General features: G+C 73.5%; 20 protein-coding genes and 1 tRNA gene. 15 read left to right on the forward strand and 6 right to left on the reverse strand.

Features of this window, described 5'->3' with window-relative positions; all coding sequences use genetic code 11:
- The first annotated feature begins 151 nt into the window (after nucleotides 1-151).
- Nucleotides 152-1,630 (forward strand): pyruvate kinase, encoded by a 1,479-nt coding sequence (pyk, locus tag ACYSMR_RS15110; RefSeq protein ID WP_461746269.1) that lies wholly within the window; start codon nucleotides 152-154, stop codon nucleotides 1,628-1,630.
- 14 nt (nucleotides 1,631-1,644) lie between these two features.
- Entirely contained in the window at nucleotides 1,645-2,100 is a 456-nt protein-coding gene (locus ACYSMR_RS15115) for a PaaI family thioesterase (protein ID WP_309125539.1), read from the forward strand.
- 39 nt (nucleotides 2,101-2,139) lie between these two features.
- Here the strand turns inward: ACYSMR_RS15115 and ACYSMR_RS15120 are convergent.
- Nucleotides 2,140-2,221: transfer RNA gene (locus ACYSMR_RS15120), tRNA-Leu, on the reverse strand.
- Nucleotides 2,222-2,484: 263 nt separating this feature from the next.
- Between ACYSMR_RS15120 and ACYSMR_RS15125 the strand changes: the two genes are divergently transcribed.
- The 4 genes from ACYSMR_RS15125 (at nucleotide 2,485) to rpsA (ending at nucleotide 9,116) form a co-directional block, all read left to right on the forward strand.
- The gene (locus ACYSMR_RS15125) at nucleotides 2,485-3,060 is read left to right on the forward strand and encodes an ANTAR domain-containing response regulator (RefSeq protein WP_251332503.1); all 576 of its coding nucleotides are present in this window, start codon (nucleotides 2,485-2,487) and stop codon (nucleotides 3,058-3,060) included.
- Nucleotides 3,061-3,113: 53 nt separating this feature from the next.
- Complete coding sequence (gene polA, locus ACYSMR_RS15130; RefSeq protein WP_461746271.1) at nucleotides 3,114-6,014, forward strand: DNA polymerase I; 2,901 nt, start codon at nucleotides 3,114-3,116, stop codon at nucleotides 6,012-6,014.
- A gap of 56 nt (nucleotides 6,015-6,070) precedes the next feature.
- A complete protein-coding gene (locus ACYSMR_RS15135) occupies nucleotides 6,071-7,477 on the forward strand; it encodes a GNAT family N-acetyltransferase (RefSeq protein ID WP_309125537.1) in 1,407 nt (468 codons plus the stop codon).
- A gap of 172 nt (nucleotides 7,478-7,649) precedes the next feature.
- Nucleotides 7,650-9,116, forward strand: a complete 1,467-nt coding sequence (gene rpsA, locus ACYSMR_RS15140; RefSeq protein WP_251332432.1) for a 30S ribosomal protein S1 — start codon at nucleotides 7,650-7,652, stop codon at nucleotides 9,114-9,116.
- A 95-nt stretch (nucleotides 9,117-9,211) separates the two neighbouring features.
- Here rpsA and ACYSMR_RS15145 read toward each other — a convergent pair whose 3' ends face one another.
- Nucleotides 9,212-9,919, reverse strand: a complete 708-nt coding sequence (locus tag ACYSMR_RS15145) for an IMPACT family protein (RefSeq protein ID WP_309125536.1) — start codon at nucleotides 9,917-9,919, stop codon at nucleotides 9,212-9,214.
- A 114-nt stretch (nucleotides 9,920-10,033) separates the two neighbouring features.
- On the opposite strand from ACYSMR_RS15145, the gene coaE reads away from it, so the two are divergent.
- The 5 genes from coaE to ACYSMR_RS15170 all read left to right on the forward strand — a co-directional run bounded on the left by coaE (nucleotide 10,034) and on the right by ACYSMR_RS15170 (nucleotide 15,360).
- A complete protein-coding gene (coaE, locus tag ACYSMR_RS15150; RefSeq protein ID WP_251332430.1) occupies nucleotides 10,034-10,630 on the forward strand; it encodes a dephospho-CoA kinase in 597 nt (198 codons plus the stop codon).
- A 76-nt stretch (nucleotides 10,631-10,706) separates the two neighbouring features.
- Complete coding sequence (locus ACYSMR_RS15155; protein WP_251332429.1) at nucleotides 10,707-10,979, forward strand: hypothetical protein; 273 nt, start codon at nucleotides 10,707-10,709, stop codon at nucleotides 10,977-10,979.
- A gap of 80 nt (nucleotides 10,980-11,059) precedes the next feature.
- Nucleotides 11,060-11,887: a DUF1206 domain-containing protein gene (locus tag ACYSMR_RS15160; RefSeq protein ID WP_251332428.1), complete on the forward strand. Its 828-nt coding sequence runs from the start codon at nucleotides 11,060-11,062 to the stop codon at nucleotides 11,885-11,887.
- Between the two features lie 177 nt (nucleotides 11,888-12,064).
- Entirely contained in the window at nucleotides 12,065-14,455 is a 2,391-nt protein-coding gene (locus ACYSMR_RS15165; protein ID WP_461746275.1) for an ATP-binding cassette domain-containing protein, read from the forward strand.
- A 38-nt stretch (nucleotides 14,456-14,493) separates the two neighbouring features.
- The gene (locus ACYSMR_RS15170; protein WP_461746276.1) at nucleotides 14,494-15,360 is read left to right on the forward strand and encodes a fructosamine kinase family protein; all 867 of its coding nucleotides are present in this window, start codon (nucleotides 14,494-14,496) and stop codon (nucleotides 15,358-15,360) included.
- Between the two features lie 55 nt (nucleotides 15,361-15,415).
- On the opposite strand, the gene ACYSMR_RS15175 is transcribed toward ACYSMR_RS15170, so the two are convergent.
- The 4 genes from ACYSMR_RS15175 to ACYSMR_RS15190 all read right to left on the reverse strand — a co-directional run bounded on the left by ACYSMR_RS15175 (nucleotide 15,416) and on the right by ACYSMR_RS15190 (nucleotide 18,524).
- Nucleotides 15,416-15,778: a hypothetical protein gene (locus tag ACYSMR_RS15175; RefSeq protein WP_461746278.1), complete on the reverse strand. Its 363-nt coding sequence runs from the start codon at nucleotides 15,776-15,778 to the stop codon at nucleotides 15,416-15,418.
- A complete protein-coding gene (locus ACYSMR_RS15180) occupies nucleotides 15,775-16,128 on the reverse strand; it encodes a hypothetical protein (RefSeq protein WP_461746280.1) in 354 nt (117 codons plus the stop codon). The genes ACYSMR_RS15175 and ACYSMR_RS15180 overlap by 4 nt, the downstream gene beginning before the upstream one ends.
- A gap of 126 nt (nucleotides 16,129-16,254) precedes the next feature.
- The gene (locus ACYSMR_RS15185; protein ID WP_461746282.1) at nucleotides 16,255-17,091 is read right to left on the reverse strand and encodes a hypothetical protein; all 837 of its coding nucleotides are present in this window, start codon (nucleotides 17,089-17,091) and stop codon (nucleotides 16,255-16,257) included.
- A 212-nt stretch (nucleotides 17,092-17,303) separates the two neighbouring features.
- The gene (locus ACYSMR_RS15190; protein ID WP_461746284.1) at nucleotides 17,304-18,524 is read right to left on the reverse strand and encodes an ROK family transcriptional regulator; all 1,221 of its coding nucleotides are present in this window, start codon (nucleotides 18,522-18,524) and stop codon (nucleotides 17,304-17,306) included.
- 115 nt (nucleotides 18,525-18,639) lie between these two features.
- Between ACYSMR_RS15190 and ACYSMR_RS15195 the strand changes: the two genes are divergently transcribed.
- From ACYSMR_RS15195 to ACYSMR_RS15210, 4 genes are read left to right on the forward strand one after another with little or no spacing between them, the layout of a single operon-like run.
- On the forward strand, nucleotides 18,640-20,148 hold the full coding sequence (locus tag ACYSMR_RS15195) for a sugar ABC transporter ATP-binding protein (RefSeq protein ID WP_461746286.1): 1,509 nt from the start codon (nucleotides 18,640-18,642) through the stop codon (nucleotides 20,146-20,148).
- Nucleotides 20,145-21,155 (forward strand): ABC transporter permease, encoded by a 1,011-nt coding sequence (locus ACYSMR_RS15200; RefSeq protein ID WP_309126107.1) that lies wholly within the window; start codon nucleotides 20,145-20,147, stop codon nucleotides 21,153-21,155. Before ACYSMR_RS15195 ends, ACYSMR_RS15200 begins: the two co-directional genes overlap by 4 nt.
- The gene (locus ACYSMR_RS15205) at nucleotides 21,152-22,249 is read left to right on the forward strand and encodes an ABC transporter permease (RefSeq protein ID WP_461746288.1); all 1,098 of its coding nucleotides are present in this window, start codon (nucleotides 21,152-21,154) and stop codon (nucleotides 22,247-22,249) included. Before ACYSMR_RS15200 ends, ACYSMR_RS15205 begins: the two co-directional genes overlap by 4 nt.
- On the forward strand, nucleotides 22,249-23,499 hold the full coding sequence (locus ACYSMR_RS15210) for a substrate-binding domain-containing protein (protein ID WP_251332502.1): 1,251 nt from the start codon (nucleotides 22,249-22,251) through the stop codon (nucleotides 23,497-23,499). The genes ACYSMR_RS15205 and ACYSMR_RS15210 overlap by 1 nt, the downstream gene beginning before the upstream one ends.
- Nucleotides 23,500-23,574 lie beyond the last annotated feature (75 nt).

Here is a 23,574-nt window from a genome sequence, read left to right on the forward strand (position 1 = left end):
GGGGCATTGATAGGCTGAGGACGACCTCCCCGCCCCCGGGGCGGACGTCCAGGCAGAGCGGCCGGGAGCCCCGCCGCGCCCCGCGCGGCGTCCCGGCCGCTTTCTGGTGCACGTCCTCCCGCGGGACACCCGACTACCCAAGGCGGCACACATGCGACGAGCGAAGATCGTGGCCACGATCGGTCCGGCCATCTCCTCCTACGAGAACCTCTCCCGGGCGATCCGCGCCGGGGTGAACGTGGCCCGGCTGAACATGAGCCACGGCGACCACACGGTCCACGACGCCTCCTACGAGAACCTGCGCCGGGCGGCGGCGGAGCTGGGCCGCACGGTGGCGGTGCTGGCCGACCTGCAGGGGCCGAAGATCCGGCTGGGCCGCTTCGCCGACGGCCCGCACCAGCTGGCCCCCGGGGACGTGTTCTCCATCACCATCGAGGACGTCGAGGGCACCCAGGAGATCTGCTCCACGACCCACAAGGGCCTGCCCGGGGACGTGCGGGTGGGGGACCCGCTGCTGATCGACGACGGCAAGGTCGCCCTGGTCGCCACCGCCGTGTCCGACACCACCGTGACCACCGAGGTGGTGGTGGGCGGGCCGGTGTCCAACAACAAGGGCATCAACCTGCCCGGGGTGGCCGTGAGCGTGCCGGCGCTGTCGGAGAAGGACGAGGAGGACCTGCGCTGGGCGATCCGCCGCGGGGTGGACCTGATCGCCCTGTCCTTCGTGCGCGATGCGAAGGACATCGTGCGGGTGCACGAGATCATGGACGAGGAGGGCCAGCGCCTGCCGGTGATCGCCAAGATCGAGAAGCCCCAGGCGGTGGACGCCCTGCACGAGATCATCGACGCCTTCGACGGGATCATGGTCGCCCGCGGGGACCTCGGGGTGGAGCTGCCCCTGGAGCAGGTGCCGATCGTGCAGAAACGCGCGATCGAGCTCGCCCGGCGCTGGGCCAAGCCGGTGATCGTGGCCACCCAGGTGCTGGAGTCCATGATCGACAACCCCCGCCCGACCCGGGCGGAGGCCTCCGACTGCGCCAACGCGGTGCTCGACGGGGCTGACGCGGTGATGCTCTCGGGGGAGACCTCAGTGGGCAAGTACCCGATCGAGACCGTCGAGACGATGGCGCGGATCATCGAGGCCACCGAGTCCCAGGCACTGGAGCGGGTCCCGGGGCTGGGCACCGAGCCGCGCACCCGCGGGGGGGCGGTGACCCGGGCGGCGGTGACCATCGCCCGGCAGCTGGACGTCAGCTACATCTGCACCTTCACCCAGTCCGGGGACTCCGCCCGCCGGCTGTCGCGGCTGCGCCCGGCGCACCCGATCCTGGCCTTCACCCCGGAGCCGGTGGTGCTGGCGCTGATGGCGCTGCTGTGGGGGGTGCAGCCGATCCAGGTGGCGAAGGTCAACCACACCGACGAGATGACCCGGCAGGTGGACCGCCACCTGCAGGAGAAGGGCCTGGCCGGCAAGGACGACATGGTCGTCATCTGCGCCGGCTCGCCCCCCGGGGTGGCCGGGACCACCAACCTCGTGAAGGTCCACCGGGTCGGGGACCTCGCCGACGCCGGGGAGCTCATCGACCAGCAGGGCCGCCGCGAACGGGTCGGCCCCTGGCGCGAGGCCTGAGCGGCGGTGCGGGCATGACCCCGGAGGAGCACGCGCGGGAGCTGCGCGAGCACGGCGTGCCCGAGGAGCTGCACGCGAGCTTCCCCGGCCACGGGATCGGCGGGCTCGCCCGGGCGATGGGCATCCGGTTCACGGAGCTCACGCCCGGGCGGGCGGTCGCGACCATGCCCGTGGAGCCCAACACCCAGCCCGGCGGGCTCCTGCACGGGGGAGCGCACTGCGTGCTCGCGGAGACGCTCGCCTCCACGGCGGCGAGCGTGCACGCCGGCCCGGCGCGCTACGCCGTGGGCGTGGACATCAACGCGACGCACCAGCGCGGGGTCGCCGCCGGCACGGTGACGGGCACGTGCACCGCGCTGCACCTGGGCTCGACCCTGACCGTGCACGAGGTCGTCGTGACCGACGACGCCGGCCGGCGGCTGTCCACGGCGCGGGTGACGAACCTCGTCCGGGAGCGCCCGGCGGGCTGAGGGCACGGAAAAACCCCGGACCGGGGTCCGGGGTGCTCGTGCCCAAGGTGGGACTCGAACCCACACTCCGTGAAGAACCGCATTTTGAGTGCGGCGCGTCTGCCAATTCCGCCACTTGGGCCGCTGGTCGCAGTCCACGTCGGGACGGACGGGGCGGCTCCTGCGCTCGACCACTGTACAACAGTTATAGGCTGGGACCACGGACGGGGCGCGCGGTGCCGGGCACCGGCGCGCGCGTGCCGACCCCCCGCGGCCCACCCCGCCGCGGGGACCCGTGGTTCCACCAGTCAAGGAGTCAGCGTGACGGAGCAGCCGAACCCCTCCCCGGCGGAGGACACCGAGGTCCGGGGCGGCACCGCCCCCGCGGAGGCCGTCGGCTCCGCCCTGCGCCGGGCGCGGCGCGTGGTGGTCGCCGAGGACGAGGCCCTGATCCGCCTGGACATCGTCGAGATGCTCGGTGAGGCGGGCTACGACGTCGTCGCGGAGGCCGACAACGGCCAGCGCGCCGTCGAGCTCGCCCGCGAGCACCGCCCGGACCTCGTGCTGATGGACGTGAAGATGCCCGTCCTGGACGGGATCACCGCGGCCGAGCAGATCGCCTCGGAGCGGATCGCCCCGGTCGTGCTGCTCACGGCCTTCAGCCAGCGCGAGCTCGTCGAGCGGGCCCGCGAGGCGGGGGCCATGGCCTACGTGGTCAAGCCCTTCACGGTCGACGACGTCGTCCCCGCCATCGAGATCGCCATCTCCCGGTTCGAGGAGATCACCGCCCTCGAGCGGGAGGTCTCCGACATGAAGGAGCAATTCGCGACCCGCAAGCTCGTGGAGCGGGCGAAGTCCCTGCTCACCACCAAGATGGGCCTGACGGAGCCCGAGGCGTTCCGCTGGATCCAGAAGACCTCGATGGACCGGCGGCTGTCCATGCGCGAGGTCGCCGAGGCCATCATCAACCAGGTCTCCTGAGCCGGGCCTCCTGAGCCGGGCCTGCCCCGCGGGCGTCCGGGACGGGCCCTAGGATGGGGTCCGTGAGCACAACGACGCAGCAGACGCAGACCGACGCGAGCCCCGAGACCGCCGTCCGCACCGTGACCGTCGGGACGGAGACCGGCAGCCCGGTCGACGTCGAGATCCCCCGGCCGGTCTCCCGGCCCGAGCGGAAGCTGCTGCTGGTCGACGGCCACTCCCTGGCCTTCCGCGCGTTCTTCGCCCTGTCCCGGGCCGCGGAGTACGGCGGCGGCCCGGCGTTCGTGACCTCCGACGGCCGGCACACCGAGGCCGTCTACGGATTCCTCAACACGCTGGTGAAGCTCGTGCGCGAGCAGCGCCCCACGCACCTGGTGGTCTCCTTCGACCTGGCCGGTCCCACCCTGCGCTCGCAGGAGTACGCGGACTACAAGGGCGGGCGCGACGAGACGCCCGAGGCGTTCCAGGGGCAGATCCCGCAGATCCGGCGGATCCTCGACGCCCTCGGGGTGCCGGTGGTCACCGCGGAGGGCCACGAGGCCGACGACGTCCTGGCCACCCTGGCCCGCCGCGGGGCGGAGCAGGACTTCGAGGTCCTCGTCTTCTCCGGGGACCGGGACGCCTTCCAGATGATCGACGAGCACGTCACCGTCGTCTACCCGGGACGCACCCCGTCCGACCTCAAGCACATGGACGCCGCCGCCGTGGTGGACAAGTACAAGGTCCCGCCGCGGCACTACCCGGACCTCGCCGCGCTCACCGGCGAGCAGGCCGACAACCTCCCGGGCGTGCCGGGCGTCGGGGCCGGCTTCGCGGCCAAGTGGATCCTCGCCTACGGGGACGTCGCCTCGCTGCTGGAGCACGCGGACAGCATCAAGGGCAAGAAGGGCGAGGCGCTGCGGGAGCACCGCGCGGACGTCGAGCGCAACCGCCGGCTCAACCGCCTGGTGACCGACCTCGACCTGGGGATCGAGCTCGCCGACGCGACCCTGCCCGTGCCCGACGCCGAGGCCGTGGGGGAGGTCTTCGACGACCTGGAGTTCGGCGAGGGCCTGCGCGGGCGGGTCTTCGACGCGTTCGGCCGCCCGGAGGAGGCGAGCGCGGCCCCCGCCGACCTCGGCCTGGGGGAGGTGCAGCGCCCCGGCACCGCCGAGGAGCTGGAGCAGTGGCTGGCCGCCGAGCAGGGCCCGGTCGTCCTGCGCGCCCTGCACCGTGACGACGACGCCCTGGTCCCCGGCGCCCGCGAGCTGTCCGGGGTGGTCCTGGCCCGCGGCGGACAGGCCCCGTCCGCCGCGTTCCTGGACCTCTCGGCCGCGGACGCCGCGCTCGAGGCCGCGCTGGAGCGCTGGCTCGCGGACGCCGGGCGCGCCAAGGTCGTGGTCGGGCTCAAGGACGTCTGGAAGTCCCTGGCCGTGCGCGGGCTGCGGCTGGAGGGCGTCGTCGACGACCCGCAGCTCTCGGCGTACCTGCTGCAGCCGGCGCGCCGAGGCTACGAGCTCGCGGCCCTGCTCGAGGACCAGCTGGGCCTCGCGGTGGCGCCCCCGGCGGCGGAGGCCCCGCCGGCGGACGGCCAGCAGGAGCTGTCCCTGGAGGGCCCCTCCTGGCCCGCCCCGGCCGCGCTGCGGTGGGAGGCGGAGCTGGCGGTCGCCACCGTCCAGCTCTCCGAGCACCTGCTGGCCAAGCTGGCGGAGACGCAGCAGACCTCCCTGCTCGAGGACCTCGAGCTGCCGCTGGCCGCCGTGCTGGGCCGGATGGAGCTCGCCGGCATCGCCGTGGACGCCGAGGGGGTCCAGACGCTGCTCGACGACTTCGCCCGGGTGATCGAGCAGGCCAAGGAGCAGGCGCTCGCCCAGATCGGCGAGCCGATCAACCTCGGCTCCACCAAGCAGCTGCAGCAGGTGATGTTCGAGGAGCTGGGCCTGCCGAGGACCAAGAAGATCAAGTCCGGCTACACCACCGACGCCGACGCCGTGGCCGAGCTGCTGCTGCGCACCGACCCCGACTCCCGGGGCCACCGCTTCCTCGCGAACCTGCTCGCGTACCGCGACGCCAACAAGCTGCGCCAGACAGTCGAGGGGCTGCAGAAGGCCATCGCCGAGGACGGGCGGGTGCACACCACCTACATGCAGAACGTCGCCGCGACCGGCCGGCTGTCCTCCACCAACCCCAACCTGCAGAACATCCCCGTGCGCACGGAGGAGGGGCGGAGGATCCGCGCCCTGTTCGTGGTGGGCGCCCCGGCGGAGGGGCGGCGCTACGAGGGGCTGCTGACCGCCGACTACTCCCAGATCGAGATGCGCATCATGGCGCACCTGTCCGGGGACGAGGCGCTCATCGAGGCCTTCCGCCACGGGGAGGACCTGCACCGGTTCGTGGGCGCCAAGATCTTCGGCGTCGCCCCGCAGGAGGTCACCTCCGAGATGCGCTCCAAGGTCAAGGCCATGAGCTACGGCCTGGTCTACGGGCTGAGCTCCTTCGGGCTGTCCCGGCAGCTGGGGATCCCGGTGGACGAGGCCCGCACGCTGATGAGCGACTACTTCACCCGCTTCGGCGCGGTGCGCGACTACCTGCGCGGGGTCGTGGAGGAGGCCCGCCGCAACGGCTACACCGCCACCATCGACGGCCGCCGCCGGTACCTGCCGGAGCTCTCCAGCGACAACCGCCAGCTGCGCTCGGTGGCGGAGCGGGCCGCCCTCAACGCCCCGATCCAGGGCTCGGCCGCGGACATCATCAAGAAGGCCATGCTCGGCGTCGACCGCCGCTTCCGCGAGGAGTCCCTGGGCTCGCGCGTGCTGCTGCAGGTCCACGACGAGCTCGTGGTCGAGGTGGCCGCCGGGGAGCGGGAGCCCGTGGAGCGGGTGCTGCGCGAGGAGATGGGCGGGGCGGCCGAGCTGACCGTGCCGCTCGAGGTCAACGTGGGCGCCGGCCGCTCCTGGCACGAGGCCGCGCACTGACCTGCCCCGGGCCCCGGGCCCCGGCGCCGCGACCGACCGACGAACGAGGGAACCCCATGGACGAGCAGCCCAGCACCGCACCGACCGCGCCCGGCACGGTGACCGGGTCCTGCTCGGCCGGCGGGCACGACTACACGTTCGCGCAGTTCGGGGTCGGCCCCGGCGGGCTCGCGCACAACCGGGCCGCCGCGGAGTGGGTGCGGGCCATCCGGCAGGGCTTCCACCAGTCGGAGCCCACCGAGGAGACCCTCGAGCACACCCTGGCGTGGATGCACGCCGAGCAGGTGCGGCTGCGGGGGGCCTACCCCCGCGCGGTCCCGGCCGCGGCGCTGCCCACGCACCGGCCCGTGGCCACGTTCGCCTCGTGGGAGGGCTCCCTCAACGTGGGCCGCGGCCGGCTGCTGCCCGCCCGGCTGATCTCCGACGTCACGGTCCGGCCCACGCACAGCCGGCGGGGGCTGCTGCGCCGGCTGATGACCGCGGACCTCGACCGCGCCCGGCAGGACGGCTACCCGGTGGCGCTGCTGACCGCGACCGAGGCCACGATCTACGGGCGGTTCGGCTTCGGGGCGGCGACCTTCAACCGCGAGGTCCAGGTGGACGCGACCACCCGGCTGCAGCTCAAGGCCCCCACCGTGGGCAGCGTGGAGATGGCCGACCACGAGGCCGTGCGGGCGCTCGCGCCGCGGCTGTTCCAGCGCTTCCACGAGACGTCCCACGGGTCGGTCAGCCGCGTCTCCTACCACTGGCGGGAGTACACGGGGGAGTACGCCATCAACGCGCAGAAGTCGGACCCGGAGGTCCGCTGCGCGGTGCACTACGACGACGCCATGGCACCCGACGGCTACGTGACCTACCGGTTCGAGGCCAACACGTCCTACCCGCTGACGCTGACCGTGCTCGACCTGGTCGGGGCGAGCCCCGACGTGTCGATCGCGCTGTGGGAGTTCGTGACCTCCCTGGACCTCGTGGACCAGGTCCGCTTCGGCCGCGCCCCCGTCGAGGACCCGCTCGTGTGGGCCATGGTCGACCGCGCCAAGTACCGGGTCACGGCCGAGTTCGACAAGATCTGGCTGCGCGTCCTCGACCCCGCCGCCGCGCTCGAGGCCCGCCCGTACACCCCCCGCGGGCGGATCGTGCTCTCGCTCGTGGACGCGATGGGCTACGCCGACGGGATCTGGGCCCTCGACACCACGAGCGGGCGGCCCGTGGTGGAGCGGGTGGCCGACCGCCCCCGCACCCCCGACGACGCCGCCGGGCGGTCGGTGCCCGCCGTGGAGCTGCCGGAGGGGGCCGACGTCGCGATGCGCGCGGACGTGCTGGGCTCCCTCTACCTCGGCGCGGTCAAGGCGAGCACCCTGGCGCAGGCCGGGCTGATCGTTGCCCGCGACGACGACGCGCTACGGGACCTGCAGGACTTCATGGAGACCCCCACGGCGCCCTACGGCGTGACACAGTTCTGAGCGCACCCCGGGCGGGCGCACGCGTGTTGACCCGGTTTTGTCCCGTCCGTACACTTACCGGGTGCGTGTTCTGCACGCGCCCTGTCCAGCAATCCTTCGGAACGGCCGCGGTCCGGCCGGACATTCTCCGTTCCGACTGATCAAAAACTATCCACATCGGAGCCCCTACTACATGACCACCACCACCCCGCAGGTCGCCGTCAACGACATCGGATCCGAGGAGGAGTTCCTCGCCGCCGTCGACGCGACCATCAAGTACTTCAACGACGGCGACCTCGTCGAGGGCACCGTCGTCAAGGTCGACCGCGACGAGGTCCTTCTCGACATCGGCTACAAGACCGAGGGCGTCATCCCGTCCCGCGAGCTCTCCATCAAGCACGATGTCGACCCGGACGAGGTCGTGACCGTGGGTGATGAGGTCGAGGCTCTGGTCCTCACCAAGGAGGACAAGGAAGGCCGCCTGATCCTGTCCAAGAAGCGGGCTCAGTACGAGCGCGCCTGGGGCGACATCGAGAAGATCAAGGAGGACGACGGCGTCGTCACCGGCACCGTCATCGAGGTCGTCAAGGGCGGCCTCATCCTCGACATCGGCCTCCGCGGCTTCCTGCCCGCCTCCCTCGTCGAGATGCGCCGCGTGCGCGACCTCGCGCCGTACATCGGCCAGCAGATCGAGGCGAAGATCATCGAGCTGGACAAGAACCGCAACAACGTGGTCCTGTCCCGCCGTGCCTGGCTCGAGCAGACCCAGTCCGAGGTCCGCTCCAACTTCCTGCACAAGCTCGAGAAGGGCCAGGTCCGCACGGGCACGGTCTCCTCGATCGTCAACTTCGGTGCCTTCGTGGACCTGGGCGGCGTCGACGGCCTGGTGCACGTCTCCGAGCTGTCCTGGAAGCACATCGACCACCCGTCCGAGGTCGTCGAGGTCGGCCAGGAGGTCACCGTCGAGGTCCTGGACGTCGACATGGACCGCGAGCGCGTCTCCCTGTCGCTGAAGGCGACCCAGGAGGACCCGTGGCAGCTGTTCGCCCGCACCCACGCCCTCGGGCAGGTCGTGCCGGGCAAGGTCACCAAGCTGGTGCCCTTCGGTGCGTTCGTGCGCGTCGAGGACGGCATCGAGGGCCTGGTGCACATCTCCGAGCTGGCCCAGCGCCACGTGGACATGGCCGAGCAGGTCGTCTCCGTGGGCGACGAGCTGTTCGTCAAGGTCATCGACATCGACCTGGACCGCCGCCGCATCTCGCTGTCCCTCAAGCAGGCCAACGAGGGCGTGGACCCGGACTCCACCGAGTTCGACCCGGCCCAGTACGGCATGGCCGCCGAGTACGACGAGCAGGGCAACTACAAGTACCCCGAGGGCTTCGATCCCGAGACCAACGAGTGGATCGAGGGCTACGAGGACAAGCGCGCCGCCTGGGAGCAGCAGTACGCCGACGCCCAGGCCCGCTGGGAGGCCCACAAGGAGCAGGTCCGCAAGTCGCTGGCCGAGGACGCCGAGGCCGCTGCCGGCGGCACCACCTCGTCCTCCTCCTCGTCCGCGGCTCCGACCAGCTACTCCTCCGAGGCCCCGGCCGCCGACGCCGGCACCCTGGCCTCCGACGAGGCCCTGGCCGCGCTGCGCGAGAAGCTCACCGGCGCCTGAGCCCTCTGAGCACCCGGTAGACAGTTCCGCACTGCACTGACGACGACGGCCCCCACCCGACCGGGTGGGGGCCGTCGTCGTCCGCGCGGCGCGGATCAGCGGGGCAGGTCCACCCAGTCGACGCCGTCCGGGCGCAGGCGTGCCGCGCCGGCGGTGACGGACGCGACCCGGGCGGCCAGCGCGGCGGCCGCGTCGTCGTCGTCGGGCAGGGCCAGGCCGAGCTCGGCCCCGGCCGGCCCGTAGTCGGTGCCCAGGACGGTGGTGCCGGCTGCGCGCAGCTCGTTCTCGACCCGCCCGGCGTCCGCGTGGGAGACGGGCAGCCGGTAGCGGCGCATCCGCTGCCGGGTCACCAGGTGTGCGCCCTCGAGGGCCCGGGAGACGGCCTCGGAGTAGGCCCGGACGAGCCCGCCCGCCCCCAGCAGGGTCCCGCCGAACCACCGGACGACCACCGCGCTCACGTCGGAGAGGTCCGTGACGTCGCGGCCGTGGTCGTCGGTGCCGGTGCGGCGCAGCACGAGCGCCTCGAGCATGGGGATCCCGGCGGTGCCCGCGGGCTCGCCGTCGTCGGAGGAGCGCTGGGCGTCGCGGTCGGGGCCCAGCACGAACGCCGAGCAGTGGTGGCGGGCGTCGTGGTGGCGCCGCCGCAGCTCGTCGACCAGCGCACGGGCCTCGGCCTCGGTGCCCGCCCGGCGGAGCACCGCGAGGAACCGGGAGCGCCTGATCTCCAGGTCCGCGACCGCCTCGGTGCCGGCGGCGAGCGTCGTGTAGCGGGTGGCGCGGCTGAGCCGGGGGTCGGGGTCCATGGCTCCCACTCTAGGGCGGGCCCGGGCCTTCGACGCCGGCTCCGGCGAGCGGTGACGGGCGGCCACGGCGCCCGGGGTCCGGGCGGGACCGGCCGGGGCGCATAGCATGGCCCCATGCTGACGATCGGACTCACGGGCGGCATCGCCTCGGGCAAATCCACGGTCTCCCGGCGGCTCGCCGAGCTCGGGGCCACGGTGGTCGACGCCGACGCCATCGCCCGGGCGCTGCAGGAGCCGGGGCAGCCGGGCCTGGCGGGCATCGTCGCCGAGTTCGGCCCCGGCGTGCTCACCGCCGAGGGACGGCTGGACCGGCCCGCCCTCGGGGCGCTCGTGTTCGCGGACCCGGAGGCCCGCGCCCGGCTCAACGCGCTCGTCCACCCGCTCGTGCGCCGGGAGGCCGAACGGCTGGCCGCCGCGGCGGGGGAGGACGCCGTGCTCGTCGAGGACATCCCGCTGCTCGTGGAGACCGGTCAGCACGGGCGGTTCGACCTGGTGCTCACCGTCCAGGCGCCCGAGCGGGAGCGGGTCCGGCGGATGGTCGAGGACCGGGGCATGGCCGAGGCCGACGCCCGCGCCCGGATCGCGGCGCAGGCCACCGACGACCAGCGCGCCGCGGTCTCCTCCACGGTGCTCGTCAACGACGGCACCGTGGAGGACCTGCGCGAGCGCGTCGACGCGTGGTGGGCCGCGGAGGTCGAGCCGCGCCGCTGAGCCGCCCGGCACTGTGCCTCCGGGTGCCCGCGGCGGTAAAATGGTGTCCTCGATCACAGGGCACCAGGGGGACGCCATGTCGAAGCAGAAGCACACCTCGGAGGACGACCAGCCGTCCTCGGGCTACCGCATCGTCGACCGGCTCAACGACCTCGCGCTCCGGATCTACGGGGCGGCGGAGCGCAGCGACCTCGACGTCTCGGGAGAACAGCACGTCCGCCGGGCCGAGCAGTGGTACGCGCAGGTCCAGGAGCACTTCGTCGTGGAGAAGGACGAGCACGGCAACGAGTACCTCTACCACCGGGACGACTCGCCGGAGTCTCCTCCCACCGGCACCGAGCGCAACTGAGCCTCCCGCCGACCACACTTCTGGCCCGTGACGCCGGCGCAGGGGAGTGGGAGGATGGTCCCACACACCCGGGAGGCGTCATGGGCGAGGTCGGTCGAGAGGTCGGGAGGGCGGCGGACGCCGCCGAGAGCGTCACGGACTCGCCCGGGTTCGTGGCCGCCGCACGGGCCGGCTACGCCGCGTCCGGGCTGCTCCACCTCATGATCGGGGTGATCGCCCTGCGCATCGCCTCCGGCGGCTCCGGCTCCGCCGACCAGAGCGGCGCGGTCGCCCAGCTGGCCAGGACCCCGGGCGGCGGCCTCCTGCTGTGGGCGTGCTTCCTCGGCTGCGCGGCGCTCGCGCTGTTCCTGCTGAGCAAGGCGGTCGTCAGCGGGCGGCGGCACGGGGGCAAGGACCGCGCCAAGCAGGTGCTGAAGGAGGGCGGGCAGGCCGTGGTGTACGGTGCGGTCGGTGCGACCTTCGGCGTCCACGCGCTCGGCGGCACCAGCAGCAGCAGCGGGTCCGCGGGCTCGCTCACCGCGCGGCTCATGGCGAACCCCGGGGGCGCGGCGCTGCTGATCGCCGTCGGCGCGGGGATCCTCGTGGGTGGTGGCTACTTCGTCTACCGCGGGGTGACCGCCACGTTCCTGAAGAACCTCCAGCGCCTGCCCCCGGGCCGGGCGGGCACCGCCGTGAAGAACCTCGGCAAGGCCGGCTACGTCGCGAAGGGCATCGCCCTGGGGCTGCTCGGAGCGCTCGTCGTCGTGGCCACGGTGCAGCACGACCCGCAGGAGTCGACCGGGCTCGACGGAGCCCTGAAGTCCCTGCAGCAGCAGCCCTACGGCGTGTGGATGCTCGGCGCGGTCGCCGTGGGGCTGATCTGCTACGGGCTGTTCATGGTGGTCCGGGCGAAGTACCAGCGCATGTGAGCCCCCGGCCGCGCCGCGCGGGCCGGTCCCACCACCGCCCGGAGCTCCGCGAGCGCCGCGTCCACCGCGGCCACGGAGGGGCCCGGACGTATGCTCGGAGCCGAGCCGATCGAGCCGATCGAGCCGGGCGACGCGGGGACGACCGCGGAGGCGGCCCCGCCGCACGATGGAGACGCGATGAGCATGGCCACGAGGACCCACGAGCAGCCGCACGCTGCCGACAGCCACGACCTGATCCGCGTGCAGGGGGCGCGGGAGAACAACCTCCAGGACGTCAGCGTCGAGATCCCGAAGCGCCGGCTGACGGTGTTCACCGGCGTCTCCGGCTCGGGCAAGAGCTCGCTCGTGTTCGGCACGATCGCGGCGGAGTCGCAGCGGATGATCAACGAGACCTACAGCGCCTTCGTGCAGGGCTTCATGCCGGCGCTGGCGCGGCCGGAGGTCGACCTGCTGGAGGGGCTCACGGCGGCGATCATCGTCGACCAGGAGCGGATGGGCGCCAACCCCCGCTCCACGGTCGGCACCGCCACCGACGTCAACGCGATGCTGCGCATCGTCTTCAGCCGCCTCGGGCAGCCGCACATCGGCTCGCCCCAGGCGTTCTCCTTCAACGTCGCCTCCGTCAGCGGAGCGGGCGCGGTCGCGTTCGAGCGCGGCGGGAAGACCGTCAAGGAGCGGCGCAGCTTCAGCATCACCGGCGGCATGTGCCCGCGCTGCGAGGGGATGGGCTCCGTCACCGACTTCGACCTGTCGCAGCTCTACGACGAGAACCGGTCGCTCAACGAGGGCGCGCTCACGATCCCGGGCTACGGCGCCGACGGCTGGTACGGCCGCATCTTCGGCGGCTCCGGCTTCCTCGACCCGGACAAGCCGATCCGCGAGTACACCGAGCAGGAACTCCAGGACCTGCTCCACAAGGAGCCGACCAAGATCAAGGTCGACGACATCAACCTGACCTACGAGGGCCTGATCCCGCGGATCCGGAAGTCCTTCCTCACCAAGGACCGGGAGGCGATGCAGCCGCACATCCGGGCGTTCGTGGACCGGGCGGTGACGTTCACCGCCTGTCCCGAGTGCGGCGGCACCCGCCTCAGCGCGGCGGCCCGGTCGTCGAGGATCAACGGGATCAGCATCGCCGACGCGTGCGCGATGCAGATCGGCGACCTGGCCCGGTGGCTGCGCGAACTGGACGAGCCGTCGGTGGCGCCGCTGCTCGCGGCGCTGCGGAAGACCCTGGACTCGTTCGTGGAGATCGGGCTGGGCTACCTCTCGCTCGACCGCTCCTCGGGCACGCTCTCGGGCGGCGAGGCCCAGCGCACCAAGATGATCCGCCACCTCGGGTCCCCGCTGACCGACGTCACCTACGTCTTCGACGAGCCCACCATCGGCCTGCACCCCCACGACATCCAGCGGATGAACGGCCTGCTGCTGCGGCTGCGCGACAAGGGCAACACCGTGCTGGTCGTGGAGCACAAGCCGGAGACGATCGTGATCGCCGACCACGTCGTCGACCTCGGCCCCGGGGCCGGCGCGGCCGGCGGCACCGTCTGCTTCGAGGGCCCGGTCGAGGGGCTGCGGGCCGCCGGCACCCTCACCGGGCGCCATCTCGACGACCGGGCCGCCCTCAAGCCGACGGTCCGGGTGCCCACCGGTGCCCTGGAGATCCGCGGCGCCACCTCCCACAACCTGCGCGACGTCGACGTCGACATCCCGCTCGGGGTGCTGTGCGTGGTCACCGGCGTGGCCGGGTCCGGGAAGAGCTCGCTGATCCGCGGCTCGGTGACCGGCCGGGACGGCGTGGTGTCGGTCGACCAGACCGCGATCAAGGGCTCGAGGCGCAGCAACCCGGCGACGTACACGGGGTTGCTGGACCCGATCCGCAAGGCGTTCGCGAAGGCCAACGGGGTGAGGCCGGCGCTGTTCAGCGCCAACTCCGAGGGCGCCTGCCCCGTCTGCAACGGCGCCGGCGTCGTCTACACCGACCTGGCGATGATGGCCGGCGTCGCCACCACCTGCGAGGAGTGCGAGGGCAGGCGGTTCCAGGCGTCGGTGCTGCAGCACACCTTCGGGGGCCGGGACATCGCCGAGGTGCTCGCGATGCCGGTGACGGAGGCCGAGGAGTTCTTCGGCACCGGCGCGGCACGCACCCCCGCGGCCCACACCGTCCTGCGGCGGCTCGCCGACGTCGGGCTCGGCTACCTCTCGCTGGGGCAGCCGCTGACCACCCTGTCCGGCGGCGAGCGGCAGCGCCTCAAACTGGCCACCCACCTGGGCGGGAAGGGCCGCGTCTACGTCCTCGACGAGCCGACCAGCGGCCTGCACCTCGCCGACGTGGAGCAGCTGCTGGGGCTGCTGGACCGGCTCGTCGACTCCGGCAGGTCCGTCGTCGTCGTCGAGCACCACCAGGCGGTCATGGCCCACGCCGACTGGATCGTCGACCTCGGACCCGGCGCCGGCCGCGACGGCGGCCGGATCGTCTTCGAGGGCACCCCGGCCGACCTCGTGGCCACCCGTGCGACCCTCACCGGCGAGCACCTCGCGGCCTACGTCGGCGCCGGACCGCGGTGACGGCCTCCCGTCCGCCCGGCGCGGGGCAGCACGGGACCATGAGCTCCCTCCCGCTGCCCCCGGACCTCGTCGACGGCCTCGGCGCCGGACGGGCGACGCCGATCGGCGGCGGCGACACCGCCGCGGCGTTCCGCCTCGACACGGCCCGGGGCCCGCTGTTCGCGAAGACGGTGGCGGACCCGCCCGCCGGGACGATGGCCGTGGAGGTCGCCGGGCTGCGGGCCCTGCGGGAGCACGCCCCCGGGCTGCTCGGCGTGCCGGAGGTCGTGCGCTGGAGCGACGACGGCATCGTCCTGGAGTGGATCGAGGAGGCCGCGCGGCGGCCGGCCGGGGCCGACGCGGCCTTCGGGCGCTGCCTGGCGGCGCTGCACCGCGTCCACGGCGGGGCCTTCGGCGCGCTCGAGCCGGGGCTGCCCGGGCGGCTCGGCTCGTCCGGGCTCGACATGTCCCCGACGGACGACTGGGCGGCGTTCCTGCTCGACCGGCGGATCCGGCCGCTGATGCGCGCCGCGGTCGAGGCGGGACGGATCGCCCCGCGCGCCGCCGAGCTCCTGGAGGACCTGGCCCCCCGGGCGCGGGAGCTCGCCGGCCCGGAGGAGCCGCCCACGCTCGTGCACGGGGACCTGTGGACCGGCAACCGCCTCGTGGACGTGCACGGGCGCAACTGGCTGGTCGACCCCTCGGCGTACTGGGGGCACCGGGAGGCCGACCTCGCGATGATGCTGCTGTTCGGCGGCTTCGGCGAGGAGTGCCTGGCCGCCTACGCCGCGGAGCACCCGCTCGCGCCGGGGTGGGAGGCGCGGGTGCCGTGGTACCAGCTGCCGCCGCTGCTCGTGCACGCCGTCCGCTTCGGCGGGCGGTACGGGAGCGCGGCGACGAGCGCGCTGCTGCGGCTGCGGGGATGACCCGCGACGGCCGGCGCCCCGTCCGGCGCGGAGGACGGACGGGGCGCCGGCCCAGCTACGCCCTGGCGACGCTGATGGTGACGTCGGCGCAGGAGCCGGCGAGGCGGGTCAGGGCGGCCTTCTCGGCGCTGTCGACCGCCAGGCCCCACCGGATCCTCACGGCCACCCACTGCCCGACGTAGGTGCACGGGCTCCTCGGCGGCATCCACTGCTCCGGTCCCCGCGCTCCCTCGGAGGAGTTCAGGGAGGACGTCGGGGCGCTCAGCGCGCGGGAGTCGCCGAGGTCGTCGTAGAAGGCCGCCCGCCGCGCCTGCGTCCAGTTCCGCGCCCCGGAGCCCCACGCCTCGTGCACCGGCACGGTGTGGTCGAGCTGCACGGCCGAGGCCGAGTAGTGCGTGCGGTCGTCCCAGGTGGTCACCCACCTGCCGGACGCACCGTGCAGCCGCGCGCGGTGGTGAAGGCGGTGCGCACCCTGGACTCGGCCTGCAGCACCTCCGAGCGGGTGTTCTGGCAGTCGCGGTCGGTGTCCCTCCGGTCCCCGAAGTAGCGGTCCCGGTCGTAGCCGGTGTTCGACTCGGCCGCGACCGGCAGGGCCCCGGCCGCCGTGCGCAGCGGCGCACTGTAGGTCGTGGCCGCCTCCGCCGGCACGGCCGCCCCGGCGGCCACCAGCCCGGCCACGACGGCCGAGGCCGCCAGGGACCGGACCGGGATCCGGCTGCGCAGGGAGGGGGAACGGGACGGTGCCTCCGCACGGGCACCCTGGGACACGCCGGCCGGCATGATCGCCTCCCGGAGGACCAGAGCAACGGGACGCCGGAGCCGGCGCTGCCATCCTGGCACGGTCAATGCAGGATCAACGGTCAGTCACGTGGTGGTAGCCGAGCATGGCGGCACTCAGGGAGCGGCGGGGGCCGCCCCGGCGTCCGCCGCTCCCGGCTGCGCGGCCGCCCCGGAGTCCGCGGCCCCGCTGTCGGTGCCCGGCTGTCCGGTGCCCGGCTGCTGCCCGCCCGAGTCCGGGAGCTCGCCGCCGGAGCCGGCCGCCCCGCCCGCGGGGGCCTCCTCGGCCGGGACGTCCGCGGCCGGCGTGGGCCCGGCCGTCGGCACCTCGGCCGGCGTGGGCCCGGCCGTCGGCACGGCGCCCTCGGCCGGGGTGAGCTCGGTGGTGCCCGGCGCCGGCTCGTCCTCCGTCGTGGTGCCCGGCAGGGTGGTCTGCGGCGTGCGCACGGCGACCTGGTCCGTGCCCGTGACGGTGCGCTGGATCTGGCCCGTTCCGCTGGAGAGCTCGGTGCCGGTGAGCCACTGGATGCCGAAGACCGCCACGACCGCCAGCCCCAGGACGGCCCCGGCGCTGATGAGGACGGACTTCAGGCGCGGCCGGGCCGCGGCCGGGGCGTCGCCGTCCTCGACCACGCTGGTGCTGCCCTGCCGGTCCGGGTGCTCCGGGCCCTTGCGCGAGAACAGGCGCTGGGCGACGGTGGCGTGGACCTTCTTCAGGCCGTGCCGGCTCTTCTCGAGCGACGCGTTGTAGACGGCGAGCACCACACCGGAGATGAGGCTCATCAGGGCGGCGCCGAGGACGGTGCCGGCGACGCTGAGGTGACCACCGATCACGGCGACCGTGGCGGCCGAGGCGGCGCCGGCGATCAGGCCGGCGATGTTCAGCGCCGGGGCCTTCTTCTCCGGCTGCTCGTCGGTGGGCGGGGTCTCGGTGCGAGATGGCTGCAAACTCATAGGTCCTGTTCCGGTCGTCGGGATCGGGGCCGATCCGCTGCGGCGTCGAGCGGGCCGGCTCCGCCCATTATCCCGGGTGACCTGGGAGAACACCGCATCGGGCGACCACCGTCACGTTCCGGTGCGGCCCGGCCGTCCCCGCAGCGCTCGCCCGGGCGCGGGCGGGAGCCGTTCGGGGACCGGGGAGCGCGGGCTGACCCGGGGCGGGATCCTCAGGTGGCCGGCAGGCCCGCGCACGCGGCCTCGACGGCCTCGGGGGACAGGACGTGGTCGATGCCCAGCACGGCCGCCCCCAGGACCCCGGCCCGCTGCCCGGCGACGGACGGGACGATCCGCAGCTGCTCGGTCGCCAGCGGCAGGGACCGGTGGTAGACGACCTCCCGGATGCCCGCCAGCAGCTGCTCGCCCGCCTGGGCCAGGCTCCCGCCGATCACGATCACCGAGGGGTTGACCAGGTTCACGCACGTCGCGAGCACGTCCCCGATGTCCCGCCCGGCCTGGCGGATCACCCGGAGGGCCCCCGCGTCGCCCGAGCGCACCAGCTCCACCACGTCCTGGTTGGTGCTCACGCCTGCCGCGGTCGCCTCGTTGAGGGCCGCGGCCAGGGCGGGGCCGCCGGCCAGGGCCTCGAGGCACCCGGTGTTGCCGCACCGGCACACGACCTCGCCCCCGCGCGGCACGCGGACGTGGCCGAGGTCCCCGGCGGTGCCCTGCGCGCCGCGCCGCAGCGAGCCGCCGGAGATGATCCCGGCGCCGATGCCGGTGGCGACCTTGATGAACATCAGCTCGGTGACGTCGGGCCAGTAGAAGCGCTGCTCGCCCAGGGCCATGATGTTGACGTCGTTGTCGACGAGCACCGGGACGTCGTAGCTGCGCCGCACCAGGCCGGGCACGTCGAAGCGGTCCCAGCCCGGCATGATCGGCGGGTTCATGGGCCGGCCCGTCTGGTGCTCCACGGGTCCCGGCAGGCCGATGCCGATGGCGGCCAGCTCCGAGGCGGGGCGCCCGGCGCTCCGGAGCAGCGTACCGACGGTGTCCACGAGCCGGCCCAGCACGGCGTCCGGCCCGTCGGTGACGGCCAGGGCCCGGTGCTCCGCGGCCAGCTCGGCGCCGGAGAGGTCGGCCAGGACCACCCGCGCGTGCGTGGCGCCGATGTCCGCCCCGACCACCACCCGGGCGCCGGGGTTGAGGGCGAACAGGGACGGCGGCCGCCCGCCGGTCGAGGCGGCGCCCCCGTACGGGGCGACGAGCCCGAGGCTCATGAGGGTCTCGACGCGGGAGGCCACGGTGGAGCGGGCCAGCCCGGTGAGCTGGGCGAGCTCCGCCCGCGTCCGCGGCCGCCCGTCGCGCAGCAGCTGGAAGACCTCACTGGCTCCGGGGGCGGGCGCCGTCGACGCCCGCGGCGACGACGGCGGAGGTGGACTCTTCAGCACTTCGTCAGTGGACCACGACCCCTTTTGCGGGTCAAGCACGTAACAAAAGCACCGGCACCGGGCGACTTTTGCTTGATCATCGACGGAAGTGTGTGGTGCGTGTCACAGTGACGGCATGAACGAGGACACGGATCGGCCGGTGCTGAGGGTCACCGGCCTGTCGAAGGGATTCTTCGGGGTGCCGGTGCTGCAGGACGTCGACCTCGAGCTCCGGGCCGGCGAGGTGCACGGGCTCGTGGGCGAGAACGGGGCGGGGAAGTCCACCCTGATGAAGGTGCTCGCGGGGGTGCACCAGCCCGACGCGGGCACCGTGGAGATCGACGGCAGCCCCGTCGAGTTCCGCCACCCCACCGAGGCCCACCTGGCCGGGCTGTCGACGGTGTTCCAGGAGTTCAACCTGCTCCCCGACCGCACGGTGGCCGAGAACGTCCACCTCGGCCGTGAGCCGCGGCGGGGCCTGTTCGTCGACAGGAAGGCCATGAACGCCGGGACGGCCGACCTGCTCCGGGAACTGGGCATCACCAGCATCCGGCCCACCAGCACGGTCAGCTCCCTCTCGGTGGCGCAGCAGCAGATCGTGGAGATCGCCAAGGCCATCAGCTACGACGCGCGCATCATCGCCATGGACGAGCCGACCGCCGCCCTCGCCGGGCCCGAGGTCGAGCTCCTCTACGGGATCATCCGCCGGCTCCAGGCCCGCGGCACCGCGATCCTGTACGTCTCCCACCGCCTCCAGGAGATCTTCGACCTCTGCGACACCATCACCGTCCTGAAGGACGGGCGCATCGTGGGCTCCCGGCCCGCGGCGGCGCTGGACGACGCCGCCCTGGTGCGCATGATGGTCGGCCGCTCGATCTCGGCCTACTTCCCGGAGCGGCTGCCCGGCACCGCCGTGGGGAGGCCGCTCCTGGCCGTCCACGACGGCGGCAACGAGCAGCTGGACTCCATCGAGCTCACGCTGCGCGCGGGGGAGATCGTGGGAGTGGCGGGGCTGCAGGGCTCCGGCCGCACGGAGCTGGTGGAGGCGGTCTTCGGGGCGCACCCGTTCACCCGCGGGCGGATGGAGCTGGACGGCAGGCCGTACACGGCCTCCTCGCCCCGGCAGGCCATCCGCCGGCGCGTCGCCCTAATCACGGAGGACCGCAAGGCCCAGGGGCTCAGCCTCGACCAGTCCGTGCTGGACAACGCCCTCGGCGTCGTCCGGGCGGTCTTCCCCCGGCGGGACGCCGAGGCGAGGAGCGACGTCCCCGCCGTGCTGTCCTCGCTGGAGGTCGTGGCCCGGGACCTCGACCAGGAGGTCCAGTACCTCTCGGGCGGCAACCAGCAGAAGGTGGTCCTCGCCAAGTGGCTCGCCGTGGACCCGCAGGTCGTGCTGCTCGACGAGCCCACGCGCGGGATCGACGTGGGCGCCAAGATCGCCGTCTACAACCTGATGCGCATGCTCGCCGCCGAGGGCAAGGCCCTGCTGATGGTCTCCAGCGAGCTGCCGGAGGTGCTGGGGATGTCGGACCGGATCCTCGTCATGCGGGACGGCCGGATCGCCGGGGAGCTCCCGCCGGACGCCACCGAGGAACAGGTCCTGCAGGTGGCCACCGGCGCCCGCACGGAAAGGGCACGCCCATGAACGCCTACGCACGGCTGACGTCCACCCACATCGTCTACCTGGTGGCGCTGCTCACCGTGGTCGCGGGCACGGCGCTCGTGGGGGCCACGGGGCGCAGCTTCTTCAGCGCGGGCAACATCTCCTCGATCCTCACGGGGACCAGCGTCCTGGGGTTCATCGCCATCGGGCAGACGCTCGTGATCCTCGTCGGAAGCCTCGACCTGTCGGTGCCCTACGTCGTCAGCCTCTCGAGCCTGCTGGCGGCCGGGATCATGGCCGGCCAGCCGGGCAACATCGTCGCGGGGGTCGTCGTGGCGCTGGTCGTGTCGGCGGCCATCGGCCTGGTCAACGGCCTGGTGGTCTCCGGGCTGAAGGTGCACGGCTTCATCGCCACGCTGGGCACCGGGCTGATCGTCAGCGGCTACCTCGCCACCAACTACCAGGGCAGCTCCGGGCAGACGCCCGTGGCCTTCCGCCTGGTCGGGGCCACCGGCATCGGGCCGGTCCCGGTCTCCACCCTGATCATGCTGGCCTGCGCGGGCGTGGTGCTGCTCATGCTGCAGCGCACCCGCCTGGGCCACCACGTCTACGCCGTCGGCGGCGACATCGAGGTGGCCCGGATGTCCGGCATCCGCACCGGCACGCCGATCGTCGCCGCCCACGTCGTGTGCTCGTTCATGGCCGGGCTCGCGGGGCTGCTCCTCGCGGCGCGGCTGGGGGTGGGCAGCCCCACGATCGGCTCGCAGGGCGGCTACGACCTGCTCTCCATCGCCGCCGTCGTCCTCGGCGGGACGCTGCTCTCGGGCGGGAAGGGCTCCCTCGTGGGCACGCTGGGCGGCGTGCTGATCTTCGCGATGATCGACAACATCATGAGCGTCCTGCAGATCAACCCCTTCCTCAAGGACGTCGTCCGCGGCATCGTCATCGTGGTCGCCGTGGCCGTCTACGCGCGGCGCCGGGTGATCAGCCGGCCCGCGCGCTTCGGCGGCCACCCACGGGCCCGCACCGAGCAGGAGGTCGCCGCATGAGCGCCGCCGTGACGGACCGGGCCGCGGTCCTGCCGCACAACCGCTCCCCGTGGGGCCGGCGCGTGCTGCGCTCGCTGCGCACGCCCAGCGGGGCCGTGTTCGTGCTCCTCGCCGTCCTGCTGGCCGCCGTCGTCGCGGCCAACCCGTCCTTCGGCGAGCCGGGGTCCCTGATCCGCTTCGCCGGCCGCACGGCGCCGATCGCCATCGCGGCCATCGGGCAGTACTTCGTGATCGTCTCCGGGGAGTTCGACCTCTCCATGGGCTCGGTGGTCACGGCCCAGGTGTTCCTGGCGGGCAACCTCGTCGGCCAGGACGACAGCCGGACCGTGCCCGTCCTGGTGCTGATGCTGCTCCTCGGCGCCGGTGTCGGCCTCGTCAACGGGCTGCTAACCACCCTGCTCAAGGTGCCGAGCTTCATCGTCACCCTGGGCACGATGCTCGCCCTGCTGGGCCTGGTGCTCTACTGGACCGGCGGCGCGGCCACCGGCAACCCGGCGGACAGCTTCCGCCGGATCGGCCGGGGCGGCATCGACGGGATCCCGGTCCTGGAGATCCTGCCCTACCCCGTGGTCGTCCTCGCCGTCGTCGCCGCCGGCGCCGTGTGGCTCATGCGCCGGCCCTACGGCCGGACGCTCATCGCCGTCGGCGACAACCCCCGGGCCGCGGCCCTGACGGGCGCCCGCGTCTGGTGGATCCGCACCCGCGCGTTCATGCTCTCCTCCCTGGCCGCGACCGTGGCGGGGATCATCCTCGTCGGCTACGCCGGGGTGCACCCCTCCGTGGGGCGGGGCTACGAGTTCACGGCCATCACGGCCGTCGTCCTCGGCGGGGTCGTGCTCGGCGGCGGACGCGGCTGGGTGCTCTCCGCGGCGGCCGGCGCCTTCGCGCTGGAGACCCTCTTCGCGCTCCTGAACTTCCTGGGCGTCGAGTCCACCTGGCGGGAGACCGTGCAGGGCGTGATCATCATCCTGGCCGTCGCGGCCGGGACCCAGACCTGGCAGCGCCGGAGGCGCGGACGCGGGCGAGCCGCCCACGAGGAACAGCGTGTCCTGGCACCAGAGCCCACCGTGGGCACCGATGAGGAAGGAAGATGATGCGCCGAAGCATCCAGACCAAGGCCACCGTGGTGGCAGCGGCAGCGCTGCTGGGCCTGACCGCCTGCACCACCGATTCGTCGATCGAGAACCCGCCTGCGGCCACCGAGGGCGGGGACGCCGCCTCCCCCGCCGCGGAGGGCGCCGCCACCCCGGCCGCGGAGGGCGGTGACGAGTGGTTCGACCAGGCGGAGTACGACCGGCAGTTCGACCAGCGCACGGCCTCCTTCGAGGGGGATCCGCAGCAGCCCTGGACGCAGTACATCGACGGTGAGATGACGGCGACGGCGGACCTCGCGGCCGAGGGACCGCAGAAGGCGTGCTTCTCCAACGCCTCCATCTCCAACCCGTGGCGCCAGACCGGCTGGATCACCATGAACGAGCAGCTGAAGGTGCTCCAGGACCGCGGGGTGATCTCCGAGATGGAGACCCGGGACGCGCAGGACGACGACAACACGCAGATCGCCGACATCGACTACTTCATCGCCGAGGGCGACTGCGACGCGTTCATCATCTCGCCCAACTCCACCGCCGCCCTGACGCCCGCCGTGGAGCGCGCCTGCGAGACCGGCAAGCCGGTGGTCGTCTTCGACCGCGGGGTGGAGACCGACTGCGCGACGACGTTCATCCACCCGATCGGCGGCTTCGCCTGGGGCATCGACTCCGCGACCTTCCTGGTGGACAACCTCCAGGAGGGCGACAAGGTGGTGGCCCTGCGCATCCTCCCGGGCGTCGACGTGCTGGAGCAGCGCTGGGCCGCGGCCGAGAAGATCTTCGAGGAGAACGGGATCGAGGCCACGGACTACTTCACCGGCGCCGACCCCACCGAGATCAAGAAGATCATCTCCGACGAGCTCGCCACCGGGGACGTGCAGGGCGTGTGGATGGACGCCGGGGACGGCGCCGTCGCGGCCATCGAGGCCTTCGAGGACGCCGGCGCGGACTACCCGGTGATGACCGGCGAGGACGAGATGAGCTTCCTGCGCAAGTGGGAGCAGACCGGCCTGACCGGGATCGCCCCGGTCTACTCGAACTTCCAGTGGCGCACCCCGCTGCTGGCGCTCGAGCGGATCTTCGCCGGCGAGGAGGTCCCCGCCGAGTGGGTCCTGCCGCAGGAGCCCATCACCGAGGACCAGCGGGCCGGGTTCCTCGCCGACAACGAGGGGATGCCCGACGGCCACTACGCCAAGTTCGGCGGGGAGGACCTCCCGGGCTACCCCGACGTCTGGCGGGAGCGCACCATCCCCTGACCGGCACCGGCCGCCCTGCCTGCCACCGGCCCGTCACCGGGAGTTCCCCCGGCCGGCGGGGCGGCCCCCACCCCA

The sequence above is a fragment of the Kocuria sp. U4B genome (genome assembly GCF_054875615.1).

Bases quoted from the DNA above. Each gene is read 5' to 3' on its own strand.
- pyk (WP_461746269.1), top strand. From the start codon at position 152: ATGCGACGAGCGAAGATCGTGGCCACGATCGGTCCGGCCATCTCCTCC.
- ACYSMR_RS15115 (WP_309125539.1), top strand. From the start codon at position 1,645: ATGACCCCGGAGGAGCACGCGCGGGAGCTGCGCGAGCACGGCGTGCCC.
- polA (WP_461746271.1), top strand. From the start codon at position 3,114: ATGGGGTCCGTGAGCACAACGACGCAGCAGACGCAGACCGACGCGAGC.
- ACYSMR_RS15135 (WP_309125537.1), top strand. From the start codon at position 6,071: ATGGACGAGCAGCCCAGCACCGCACCGACCGCGCCCGGCACGGTGACC.
- rpsA (WP_251332432.1), top strand. From the start codon at position 7,650: ATGACCACCACCACCCCGCAGGTCGCCGTCAACGACATCGGATCCGAG.
- ACYSMR_RS15145 (WP_309125536.1), bottom strand. From the start codon at position 9,919: ATGGACCCCGACCCCCGGCTCAGCCGCGCCACCCGCTACACGACGCTC.
- coaE (WP_251332430.1), top strand. From the start codon at position 10,034: ATGCTGACGATCGGACTCACGGGCGGCATCGCCTCGGGCAAATCCACG.
- ACYSMR_RS15155 (WP_251332429.1), top strand. From the start codon at position 10,707: ATGTCGAAGCAGAAGCACACCTCGGAGGACGACCAGCCGTCCTCGGGC.
- ACYSMR_RS15160 (WP_251332428.1), top strand. From the start codon at position 11,060: ATGGGCGAGGTCGGTCGAGAGGTCGGGAGGGCGGCGGACGCCGCCGAG.
- ACYSMR_RS15165 (WP_461746275.1), top strand. From the start codon at position 12,065: ATGAGCATGGCCACGAGGACCCACGAGCAGCCGCACGCTGCCGACAGC.
- ACYSMR_RS15170 (WP_461746276.1), top strand. From the start codon at position 14,494: ATGAGCTCCCTCCCGCTGCCCCCGGACCTCGTCGACGGCCTCGGCGCC.
- ACYSMR_RS15185 (WP_461746282.1), bottom strand. From the start codon at position 17,091: ATGAGTTTGCAGCCATCTCGCACCGAGACCCCGCCCACCGACGAGCAG.
- ACYSMR_RS15195 (WP_461746286.1), top strand. From the start codon at position 18,640: ATGAACGAGGACACGGATCGGCCGGTGCTGAGGGTCACCGGCCTGTCG.
- ACYSMR_RS15200 (WP_309126107.1), top strand. From the start codon at position 20,145: ATGAACGCCTACGCACGGCTGACGTCCACCCACATCGTCTACCTGGTG.
- ACYSMR_RS15205 (WP_461746288.1), top strand. From the start codon at position 21,152: ATGAGCGCCGCCGTGACGGACCGGGCCGCGGTCCTGCCGCACAACCGC.
- ACYSMR_RS15210 (WP_251332502.1), top strand. From the start codon at position 22,249: ATGCGCCGAAGCATCCAGACCAAGGCCACCGTGGTGGCAGCGGCAGCG.